The sequence below is a fragment of the Pseudactinotalea sp. genome, from assembly GCF_048594945.1.
GTDB lineage: Bacteria > Actinomycetota > Actinomycetes > Actinomycetales > Beutenbergiaceae > Pseudactinotalea.
In genome coordinates, this window is record NZ_JBMDXJ010000154.1 from 1 (window position 1) to 11,191 (window position 11,191).

Consider the following 11,191-nt stretch of genomic DNA (forward strand, 5'->3'; position numbering starts at 1 on the left):
CCGATCGAGGACTTCGTGCTCCCGGCCGACGAGGCCGGGCGCGAGGTGTTCGAGGGCATGCTGGTGGCTCCAGCCGATCGCTACGCGATCTCCGACACGTACGCGCTCGGCGGCTGGGGCGACACCCGGTTCGGCTCGATCGGGCTCGGGCTCGACGGGCCGCTGGTCCAGGAGACCGAGGTCGCACTGCCCGGCACCACGGAGTTCGACGAGGCGGCCGCCGACAATGCGGCCCGCGCCGTCACGCTCGACGACGGCAACTCGGCTCGCACCGACTTCGGCGCCGACGTGCCGTACCTGACCGGGAATCCCGACATCCGCACGGGTGCGGTGCTCGAGTTCGTCTCGCCGGTCATCGTGGACTACCGGTTCCAGTGGAACTTCCAGCCCACGGAGCCGGTCACGGGCAACGCCGACGACGTGGTGCTCGTGGGCGGTGGAAACACGCAGGCCGCTAACACCGCACCGGAGGCCGTGGGCGGCGACCTGACACTCGCCACCTTCAACGTGCTCAACTACTTCACCGCCCTCGGCGCCGACATCCCCGGCTGCACCGCCTACACCGATCGCGAGGGCACCCCGCTCACGGTCAGCGGCGGCTGCGACGCCCGCGGCGCGTGGGACGAGGAGAACCTGCAGAGGCAGGAGGACAAGATCGTCACGGCGATCAACGCCCTCGACGCCGACGTGGTGGGGCTCGAGGAGATCGAGAACTCGCTCCCGTTCGGCGAGGAGCGGGACAACGCGCTCGCGACCCTCGTCGACGCGCTCAACGCCGACGCCGGAGCGGGAACCTGGGCGTACGCGCCCTCACCCGAGGCGCTGCCCGAGGACGAGGACGTGATCCGCACGGCCTTCATCTACCAGCCCGACACGGTCGAGCTGGCGGGGGAATCGGAGATCCTCATCGACGACCCGGCCTTCTACAACGCGCGCGAGCCGCTGGCGCAGGCCTTCACCTCGGTGGCCGAGCCGAGCTATGAGTTCCTCGCCGTGGTGAACCACTTCAAGTCGAAGGGCGGCGACTGCGGCAACCTGCCGGAGGGCTGCTTCGACGCGGACCGCGTGGCGCAGGCGCAGGCACTGGTCGCCTTCACCGACAGCGTCGCCGGTGCCGCAGGCATCGAGGACGTGTTCCTGCTCGGCGACTTCAACTCCTATGGCGCCGAGAACCCGGTGGTCGCGCTGGAGAACGCCGGCTACACCAACCTCAACGCCGCATTCGCTGACGAGCCGACCTACGTCTATGGCGGCAAGGTCGGCTCGCTCGACTACGTGTTCGGCAACGAGAGCGCCACCGAGCGCATCACCGGCTCGGACGTCTGGCGCATCAACGCCGAGGAGTCGGTGCTGGCGGAGTACTCCCGCTGGAACTACTTCGCCAGCGAGCACGTGGAGCTCGGCAGCCAGTTCCGGGCCTCCGACCACAACCCGGTGGTCGTCGGTATCGACGTGACCGCTGACGTCTCGCCCACGGTGGAGATCGACCTCCTCTCGATCAACGACTTCCACGGCCGGATCGAGGCGGACGGCCAGTCCGCGGGTGCCGCCGTGCTCTCGTGCGCGGTGGACACCTACCGCGACGCCAATCCGAACACGCTCTTCCTCTCGGCCGGTGACAACATCGGGGCGTCCACGTTCACCTCGTTCATCCAGCAGGACCAGCCCACGCTGGACGTGCTCAACCACATCGGACTGGACGTCTCGGCGTTCGGCAACCACGAGTTCGACCAGGGTCAGGACGACGTCAACGACCGGGTGATCGGTGCCTCCGACTTCCCGTACGTGGCCGCGAACATCGTGGACGCCGACGGCAACCCCGTGTACGACCCGTACACGATCCTCGACGTCGACGGCATCTCGGTCGGCTTCATCGGTGCGATCACCGAGGAGATGCCGGCACTGGTGTCGCCGTCGGGCATCGAGGGGCTGACGTTCTCCGACATGGGTGAGGCGGTCAACACCTACGCCGCCCAGCTCTCCGACGGGGATGAGAGCAACGACGAGGCCGACGTGATCGTGGTGCTCGTGCACGACGGCGCCTCCTCGCCCGACCTGGCCAGCGCCGACGGCACTCCGTACGGCGACCTGGTCGCCGGCGCTGACGGCAACATCGATGCGATCATCTCCGGCCACACCCACCAGGCGTACGTGCATGACGTCGACGGCATGTGGGTCACACAGTCGGCCCAGTACGGCGAGATGCTCGGTGCGCTGTCGCTGACGGTGGACCGTGAGACCGGTGAGGTCACCGCGGCGACGGCCGAGAACGTGGATCTGGTTCCGGTACCCGGCGACCCGAACGCGAATCCGCCGATCCCGCGCGAGACCTACTGCGAGGGCGACCCCGAGGTGCAGGCGATCGTCGACGAGGCGGTGGCCGTGGCCGAGGAACTCGGCTCGGTGCCGCTCGGGGAGATCACCGCAGACTTCGGCCGGGCCCTGCAGTCCACCGGCTCGGAGAACCGCGGTGGCGAGTCCACGCTCGGCAACTTCGTCGCGGACGTTCAGCTCTGGGCGGCGCAGCGGACCAACCCGAGCGCCCAGCTGGCGTTCATGAACCCGGGTGGGCTGCGGGCCGACATGCTCTACGCCGCTTCGGGCGACGAGGGCGACGGCGTGCTCACCTATCGTGAAGCCGCGATCGTCCAGCCGTTCGCGAACACCCTGGTCACCACGGTGCTCACCGGGGACCAGATCGCACAGGTGCTCGAGGAGCAGTGGCAGCCCGCCGGTGCCTCGCGGCCGTTCCTGCGGCTCGGTGTCTCCGAGGGCTTCCGCTACAGCTACGACCCGAACGCCGCGGCCGGCGAGCGGATCGTCGAGATGACGCTGAACGGTGAGCCGATCGAGGCCGACGGCCAGTACACGGTCGTGGTCAACTCGTTCCTCGCCTCGGGTGGCGACAACTTCGGCACCCTCGCCGAAGGCACGGGCACCCAGGACTCGGGTCAGAGCGACCTGGTCGCCATGGTCGACTACATGGCCGAGTTCGAGGTCGCCTCGCCGGACGAGGCCCAGCGCGCAATCGGCGTCAGCTGGGTCTCCGACCCGACGGCGGTGCTCGCCCCGGGTGACGAGATCGCCGTCGACCTGTCCTCGCTCGCGTTCTCACGGGACGAGGCGAAGCCGACCGAGGTCACCGCGACGCTCGACGGCGTGGAGGTCGGGACGTTCGCGGTGGACACCTCGATCGTCGATACCACCGACGAGGTCGGCCAGGCGTCGGTGAGCTTCACGATCCCCGACGGCACCGCAGGCGAGGTCGTGCTCGAGCTGAGCGACGATGTCAACGGCGTGGTCTACTCCACGACGCTGGTGGTCGAGGACGAGGTCGTCGACACGACCCGGCCGGAGACCACGCTGGTGTCGCCGACCTCGGCCGGGCCGTTCCAGTCGCTGAACATCCAGGTGGACGCGACCGACGATGTCGGACTCAACCGGATCGTCGCGAACATCTACCAGGGCAGCACCCTGGTCCGCAGCACGCAGACGGCGGTCGACGGGGCCACCTCGGGGACGCACACCGCGACGGTGACGCTGCCGGAGGGCAGCTACACGATCCGGTACAACTCCTCCGACCTCGCCGGCAACATCTCGGTGACCCGCACGATCGACGTCACGATCGACACCACCGGTCCGACCGTCACGGTCAAGCCCGGGTCGGAGTTCACGGTCGGCGGCCCGGACTCATACGAGATGGTCAGCTACACGCTGTTCGACGCGGGCCAGATCGACCGGTTCACGCTCAACGGCACCGATCGCGACCTGGCCAACAACACCTGGTCGGACATCAACTTCATCGAGCCGGGTGCGTTCGGTGCGGTGGCCGGTGCCAACACGCTCGTGGTCTACGACGTGGCCGGCAACGCCACCACGGTGGAGTTCACGCTCGACGACCCGGATGCCCCCGGTCCCGACCCGTGGGAGCCGTGGAAGGAGTTCGCGAAGTGGCTCTGGGGGCTGCTGAAGCTGCTGTTCCCGTGGTGGCCGTGGCCGTGAGGTGACGGTCCCCCGCAGGGGGTGACGCGATGAGGGCGGGTGGCGCACGACACCACCCGCCCTCATCGCTTTCAACGCTCTTCCGGCACCGAGGGGGATTCAACGCTGATTCGGCACGAGGAGGGTTTCGTTGCTGTTTCGGCGAACACAGCGCCGGACTGATGTGGCGGCTGATGCCGGATCAGCGTTGAAACCTTCGCTGTGCCGGATCAGCGTTGAAAGTGTCTCTGTGCCGGAAGAGCGTTGAAATCAGGGGGTGAGGGCGGCGAGGGGGATGGGGAGCCAGCCGGGGCGGTTGCGGGCCTCGTACACCGCCTCGTAGACCGCCTTGTCGGCGACGTAAGCGCGCAGCAGGGTCTCTTCGTCGGACGTCGGTTCGCGGTCGCCGAGATAGCCGGCCAGGAACGCCTGGCTGTTGCGGTCCACCCAGGCGCGGGCGCGGTCGTCGCGGTCCTCGTCCTCCGTGCCGTCGGCGCTCGTGGCCGTCATCACCACGGCATGGGCGGCGTAGTCGAAGGAGCGCAGCATCCCGGCCACGTCGCGCCACGGGGAGTCGGGCTGGCGCCGCTCCGCCAGCGGCTTGGCCGGCTCGCCCTCGAAGTCGACCAGCTTCCAGCCCAGCACGGTCCGTAGCGTCTGACCCAGGTGCAGGTCGCCGTGCACACGCTGCCGGTGCACGTCGCTCAGCCCCGCGACGCCGGCGAAGGTGCTGCGCAGGCGCTCGCGCTGCTCCGCGAGCTGGGGCACCACGGTCACGGCCTCGTCCAGGCGCGCGACCATCCGGTCGCCGAGAGCCGTCAACGCCTCGGGCGGCACCGGCTCCCGCCCGAAATGCTCGGCGAGCGCGGCGTGCACCTCGGCAAGTGCGACGCCGAGCCGGTGTGCCTCGTCGGCGAAGTCGCCGCCCGCCTGATCGGCAGCGAGCTCACCGCCGGGGTCCACACTCGCCTCCGCGAACAGGTTCCGGACCGAGGCGAGGGCGAGCTCGAAACCGTCGCTCGCGGTGGTGAGGAACTGCTGCAGCAGCGCCAGCTGCAGCACGCCCTCACCGGAGCCCAGCTCGGCCCACCCGTACAGTGCCGCCACGTGGTCCGAGCCGGCGCGGGTGAGCACGTCGTGGATCTCGATGTCCGGGTTGACCCCGGGCGTCAGCTTGCGAAACACCTTCATCAACGAGTCGTTGCCGAACATCACCGAGGAGTTCGACTGCTCGCCCGAGAACGGGGTCGAGTGGGCCTCAGGGTCCAGCTCATGGCCGGGCAGTCGACGCAGCACGAGACCATCGGGACCCGACTCCGAGACCGGTGCTCCGCCGTCGGGCTCCACGGCGGCGAACGCCGCCAACCAGGCAGCCATGGCGTCGCGGTCATGGATCGCGTCGTAGGCGTGCACCCAGGACTCGCCGCCCTCGTCGTACCAGTTGATGAAGGCGTGATTGAGCCGCTCCTGGGGATGGGAGTACAGCGAGAGCGGCAGCTGGTAACGCTCGGTGGCGGGCTCGGCGCCGTCGGAGTAACTCACCTCCACGAGATCGATCACCAGCCGCGGCTCGCCGTCCGTGCGGATCTCGGCCGCGCGGGTCACCGATGTGACGGTGAACGGCCGCCCCTTGCCACCGAACCAGCGCGCGGCGGCGAGGTGGTCGGGCAGGGTATCGAGCGGCAGCGGGCTGGGGGACGTCATAGCGAGACCTCGGCTGGGGGAGTGGTGAGTCGGAACCAGTAGAACCCGTACGAGCCGAGCGTGAGCAGGTAGGGAAGCTCGCCCACGGCGGGGAACGGGACGCCGCCCACGAGCTCGACCGGCACTCGACCCTCCCACGCGCGCAGGTCCAGCTCGACCGGCTGCGGGAACCGGGACAGGTTGTTGACGCACAGGATCACGTCATCCTCGTGCTCGCGCACGTAGGACAGGATCGAGGGATTCGACCCGCCCAGGTCTGTGAACGAGCCCAGGCCGAACGCGCGGTGCTGCTTGCGGATGTGGATCATCCGGCGAGTCCAGTGCAGCAACGACGAGGGGTTCTCGGTCTGCGCCTCCACATTGACGCTCTGGTACCCGTACACGGGGTCCTGGATCACCGGCAGGTGCAGCTTGCCGGGCGTCACCCGCGAGAAGCCGGCGTTGCGGTCGCCGGTCCACTGCATCGGGGTGCGCACGCCGTCACGGTCGCCGAGCCAGATGTTGTCGCCCATGCCGATCTCGTCGCCGTAGTACAGCACCGGCGACCCAGGCAGCGACAGGAGCATCGCGTGGAACAGCTCCATCCGGTTGTCGTCGTTGTCGAGGAGCGGCGCGAGCCGGCGGCGGATACCGATGTTCGCCTTCATCCGCGGGTCCTGCGCGTACTCGGCCCACATGTAGTCGCGGTCCTCATCGGCGACCATCTCGAGCGTCAGCTCATCGTGGTTGCGCAGGAAGATGCCCCACTGGCAGCCATCCGGGATCTGCGGCGTCTGCGCCATGATCTCCGAGATCGGGTAGCGGGACTCGCGCCGCACCGACATGAACAGCCGCGGCATCACGGGGAAATGGAACGCCATGTGGCATTCCGTTCCAACCCAGTCGCCACCGTCGTCGTACGCACCGCCGAAGTACTCGACCACATCGGCCGGCCACTGGTTCGCCTCGCACAGCAGCACGGTGCCGGGGTATCTCTCGTCGACGAAGCGGCGCACCTTCTTGAGCGCCTCGTGCGTCTCGGGCAGGTTCTCGCCGTTGGTGCCCTGCCGCTCGAACAGGTACGGCACGGCGTCGAGCCGGAACCCGTCCAGGCCCATCGCGAGCCAGAAGTCCATCGCCTCGAGCATCGCCTCGAGCACGGCCGGGTTGTCGAAGTTGAGGTCGGGCTGGTGGCTGAAGAACCGGTGCCAGAAGTACTGCTGCCGCACCGGGTCCCAGGTCCAGTTGGACGGCTCGGTGTCCACGAAGATCACCCGCGCCTCGGAGTAGAGGTCATCGGTGTCGGACCACACGTAGAAGTCGCCGTACGGGCCGTCCGGATCGGAGCGCGAGGCCTGGAACCACGGATGCGCATCCGAGGTGTGGTTCATGACGAAGTCGATGATCACGCGGATGCCGCGCTCGTGCGCCGCGGCCACGAACTCCCGGAAGTCCTCCACGGTGCCGATGTCGGGAAGGATCGCGGTGTAATCGGCCACGTCGTAGCCGCCGTCACGCAACGGCGAGGAGAAGAACGGCGGCACCCAGAGGCAGTCGACGCCGAGCCAGGCGAGGTAGTCAAGCTTCTCGGTGAGGCCCCGGAAGTCGCCGGTGCCGTTGCCATCGGAGTCGTAGAACGCGCGCACGAGAACCTCGTAGAAGACGGCGCTCTTGAACCACGCGGTGTCGGTGCCGGGGTTGAGGATCGTGCCGGGAGGCTGGGCGGGCTTGACGTCGGTCACCGGACCACAGTGACGCGTGGCTGCGTCCCCCGCAACCGGAACGAGCCGTAGATTCTGACTATGGCTCGACGGCGTATCTCGCGTGTTCAGGGGGAGGCCGCCCTGGCCTCGTGGCGCGCTGGTGAGGCAGATCGCGCAAGCGCGATCAGGGCGGTCCGGTATCTGTTGGAGGAGCTCGGCGAGCGGGCACCGGGGAACGCCGTCGAGGTACGCGTGCCGCCCGCAGGCGTGGTGCAGGTGATCGACGGACCACGGCACACGCGCGGCACACCGCCCAACGTCGTCGAGACCTCGATGGAGACCTGGCTGCGGCTCGCGACCGGCGAGACGGCATGGGCCGACGCGGTGGCTGCAGGCGAGGTCAGCGCGTCCGGGCTGCGCGCGGACCTGTCCGACCTGCTGCCGCTCGTGAGATAGCGTCACCGGGTGAGCACGCTGGAGCATCCGGAGGGTGACGAGCCGGCTGAGCGCCCGGACGAGGCACCCGAGGAGAAACCCGCCGAGCCGCCGGCGGACACGGACGTGGCCGAGGGTGAGGCCGAGGAGTCCGGCAGCACGCTCGAGCGCGCCGACGACGATCCGCTCGAGGCCGACGAGATCACGGTCGATCCCACCCGGGTGCGCAAGGCTCCCCGGTTCGGGCGCTTCGCGGTCATCGGCGGGTTGGTCGGCCTGCTCGTCGCACTGTTCCAGACCCGGGTGGCCACACCTGAGTCGATCGCCGAGGCGAGTGGGCCATGGGCCTCGAACGCCTGGGGGTTCTTCTGGCTGATGGCGGCGATCTTCGTCCCGATCGGGGTGCTGGTGATGTGCGGCGTCGCGCTGCTCGCCGACCGCCGGTCCCGCCGTGTGAAGTGAGGTAAGCGTGCCCGTTCGCAGCTTCGTCCTCGACCGCGCCACCGTGGAGGCGGTGGCGCCGGCGCTCGAGGCGCTTCGCACCGAGCTCGAGGTTCCCGGCGACTTCTCGGCCGAGGCTCTCGCGGAGGCCGAGAGCGCGGCCCAGAACCCGCCTGCGCACGTGCTGGACGCCACCGATGTGGAGTTCGTCACCGTGGACCCACCGGGCGCCCGAGACCTCGATCAGGCAGTGCATCTGCAGCGCGACGGCGAGGGCTACCTCGTGCAGTACGCCATCGCCGACCCTGCCTCGTTCGTGACGCCGGGCGGCGCTCTCGACACCGAGCTGCACGAGCGAGGAATGACCTTCTACGGCCCCGACCGGCGCATCGGGCTGCACCCCGACGTGATCGCCGAAGGGGCCGCCAGCCTGCTGCCCAACGAGGACCGGCCCGCGTGCCTCTGGCGGATCCGGCTCGATGCGCGCGGTGAGATCGTCCACGCCGAGGTGGTCCGTGCGCAGGTGCGCAGCCGCGCCCAACTGACGTACGAGCAGGTGCAGCAGGCGCTCGAGGAGAGCACGTTCGGTGAGGTTCCGGAGATGCTCGCGCTGCTGCGCGACATCGGCACGCTGCGGCAGGAGCGCGAGGTGGAGCGCGGTGGCGCGTCGCTGCGGATCCCCGAGCAGGAGATCGCGCGCGTCGACGACCATTACGAGCTGCGGTACCGGGACACGCTCGACGTCGAGGAGTGGAACGCGCAGATCTCGCTGCTCACCGGCATCGCCGCGGCCGGGCTGATGCGGCGCAAGCGTATCGGGGTGTTCCGCACGCTGCCCGAGGCGGACCCGCGTGACGTCAAGCGGCTGCGCCGCGCCGCCACGGGCCTCGGCATCGACTGGGATGGCGACGAGAGCTACGGAGCGATGCTCCGCCGTCTGGACGCCTCGGTCCCGGCGCAGGCGGCGTTCCTCGACGAGGCGACCACCCTGTTCCGGGGTGCCGGCTACCTGACGTTCGACGGCGACCTGCCGAAGGAGTCCCCGCACGGAGCGATCGCGGCCGAGTACGCGCACGTGACGGCGCCGCTGCGCCGGCTCGTGGACCGGTACGGGCTGGAGATCTGCCTCGCGGCGAGCGCTGACGAGGACGTTCCTGCCTGGGTGCGCGATCGTCTCGAGCCGCTCCCGAGGGTGATGGCACGCACGGGTCAGCGGGCGGCCGGCTACGAGCGGGAGTGCGTCAACCTCGTCGAGGCGGTGCTGCTTGCGCCGCGTGTGGGCGAGGCGTTCGAGGGTGTGATCGTCGAGCTCAACGAGGCCAAGGACGGCGAGCAGGCTCAGCGTGGCACCGTGGTGGTCGCTGAGCCCGCCGTGCAGGCCACCGTGACCGGGACGGACCTGCCGCTGGGCGAGGCGATCACGGTCACGCTCGCCGAGGCCGACGCCACCACCAGGAGGGTCGCCTTCAGGCATCCGTGAGAGCGGGCCTTGAGCCGGTCCGGGCGGAGGTGTGGGACGATGGAGCCGTGGCGCGTGGCGACGGACGACTGACGCACGAGGTCAACCCTCACGACAAGGGCCCGCAGGATGAGTGCGGTGTCTTCGGGGTCTGGGCTCCCGGTGAAGAGGTAGCCAAGCTCACCTACTTCGGGCTGTACGCGCTGCAGCACCGCGGCCAGGAGTCAGCGGGCATCGCGACCAGCAACGGCGAGCAGATCCTCGTCTACAAGGACATGGGCCTGGTGTCGCAGGTGTTCGACGACATGGCGCTCACCTCGCTCACCGGGCACATCGCGCTCGGGCACGTGCGCTACTCGACCACCGGCGCCTCCACGTGGGAGAACGCGCAACCGACGCTCGGCCCTACGTCGGAGGGCACGATCGCGCTCGCCCACAACGGCAACCTCACCAACACCGCCGAACTGGTGCGACTGGTCGAGGAGCGGTACGGGCCTCGGCAGCGCAACGAGCTGGTCGATCGCTGCGCCACCGATACGTTCGTGCTGACCGCGTTGCTGTCCGGGGACCCCGACCACACGCTGGAGGCGACGGCGCTCGAGGTGCTGCCGCAGGTACGCGGTGCGTTCTCGCTCGCGTTCCTCTCCGAGGACACGCTGTACGCCGCCAGAGACCGGCACGGTGTGCGACCGCTCGTGCTCGGTCGGCTCGAGCGCGGCTGGGTGGTGGCGTCAGAGACGGCGGCGCTGGACATCGTGGGCGCGGCCTTCGTGCGCGAGGTCGAGCCCGGCGAGCTGATCGCGATCGATGCCGACGGTCTGCGCAGCTCTCGATTCGCCGAGCCGGAGCCCAAGGGCTGCGTGTTCGAGTACGTCTACCTCGCGCGGCCCGACACCACGATCGCGGGCCGCAGCGTCAACGCCTCCCGCGTGGAGATGGGGCGTGCGCTCGCACGCGAGCACCCGGTCGAGGCCGATCTGGTGATCCCGACGCCCGAGTCCGGAACACCCGCCGCGATCGGCTACGCCACCGAGTCCGGCATCCCGTTCGGGCAAGGGCTGACGAAGAACGCCTATGTGGGGCGTACCTTCATCCAGCCCTCGCAGACCATCCGCCAGCTCGGCATCCGGCTCAAGCTCAACCCGCTCAGGGAAGTGATCAAGGGCAAGCGGCTCGTGGTCGTGGATGACTCGATCGTGCGCGGCAACACGCAACGCGCGCTGGTGCGGATGCTGCGGGAGGCCGGTGCCGCCGAGGTGCACGTGCGGATCTCCTCGCCGCCGGTGCAGTGGCCCTGCTTCTACGGAATCGACTTCGCCACCCGCGCCGAGCTCATCGCGAACGGCCTCGCGGTCGAGGACATCGGTGCCTCGCTCGGCGCCGACTCCCTCGGGTACATCTCGCTCGAGGGCATGGTCGAAGCGACCGAGCAGCCCGCGTCGGCGTTGTGCACCGCCTGCTTCACCGGTTCGTACCCGATCCCCGTGAC

The 11,191-nt window shown here is 69.4% G+C and carries 7 protein-coding genes; 5 read left to right on the plus strand and 2 right to left on the minus strand.

All coding sequences use genetic code 11. The annotated features are described in order from the left end of the window. Positions 1–4,002, plus strand: a 4,002-nt coding sequence (locus ACOJSN_RS07215; protein ID WP_420111828.1) for an ExeM/NucH family extracellular endonuclease, incomplete at its 5' end; no start/stop codon positions are given. A 249-nt stretch (positions 4,003–4,251) separates the two neighbouring features. Here the strand turns inward: ACOJSN_RS07215 and ACOJSN_RS07220 are convergent. Beyond that, positions 4,252–5,685 (minus strand): maltokinase N-terminal cap-like domain-containing protein, encoded by a 1,434-nt coding sequence (locus ACOJSN_RS07220; protein WP_420111829.1) that lies wholly within the window; start codon positions 5,683–5,685, stop codon positions 4,252–4,254. Beyond that, positions 5,682–7,406, minus strand: coding sequence for a maltose alpha-D-glucosyltransferase (gene treS / locus ACOJSN_RS07225; protein WP_420111830.1), 1,725 nt, complete (start codon positions 7,404–7,406; stop codon positions 5,682–5,684). The genes ACOJSN_RS07220 and treS overlap by 4 nt, the downstream gene beginning before the upstream one ends. Positions 7,407–7,466: 60 nt before the next feature. Here treS and ACOJSN_RS07230 point away from each other — a divergent pair, with 60 nt between their 5' ends. The 4 genes from ACOJSN_RS07230 to purF all read left to right on the plus strand — a co-directional run. After that, positions 7,467–7,823, plus strand: a complete 357-nt coding sequence (locus tag ACOJSN_RS07230; protein ID WP_420111831.1) for a sterol carrier family protein — start codon at positions 7,467–7,469, stop codon at positions 7,821–7,823. A gap of 9 nt (positions 7,824–7,832) precedes the next feature. Continuing rightward, a complete protein-coding gene (locus ACOJSN_RS07235) occupies positions 7,833–8,264 on the plus strand; it encodes a hypothetical protein (RefSeq protein WP_420111832.1) in 432 nt (143 codons plus the stop codon). 7 nt (positions 8,265–8,271) lie between these two features. Then, positions 8,272–9,723, plus strand: a complete 1,452-nt coding sequence (locus ACOJSN_RS07240; protein WP_420111833.1) for an RNB domain-containing ribonuclease — start codon at positions 8,272–8,274, stop codon at positions 9,721–9,723. A gap of 47 nt (positions 9,724–9,770) precedes the next feature. Further along, the coding region (gene purF / locus ACOJSN_RS07245; protein ID WP_420111834.1) for an amidophosphoribosyltransferase at positions 9,771–11,191 on the plus strand (1,421 nt) is incomplete at its 3' end.